Source organism: Telluria sp. AZSoR62 (assembly GCF_058111565.1).
Window position 1 is genome coordinate 1 of sequence record NZ_JBYTST010000700.1, and the last position, 228, is coordinate 228.

Here is a 228-nt window from a genome sequence, read left to right on the forward strand (position 1 = left end):
GTGACTTCGATCTTGACCGAACCACCCCGTACCGCGCTCACCTGGAAACTGTTGCCAGCGGTCCTGCTCTCGGTGTCCGGAGTGCTGCTATTCGGCGTCGAGAATGACGTCATGGGCTACGGCGTGCTTGCGTTGAGCCTCGCCACGGCCGCATTCATCGACCGCGAATTCCTACGGCACCTCGCGCTAATTGCGGCGGGAATGGTGATCATCAGCCTTGTTCCGCTG

The 228-nt window shown here is 61.0% G+C and carries 1 protein-coding gene; it reads left to right on the forward strand.

All coding sequences use genetic code 11. The features are described 5' to 3' along the window. Positions 1-12: 12 nt before the first annotated feature. Positions 13-228: hypothetical protein (locus AC3XQU_RS25190; RefSeq protein WP_489876811.1), on the forward strand; the 216-nt coding region annotated here is incomplete at its 3' end.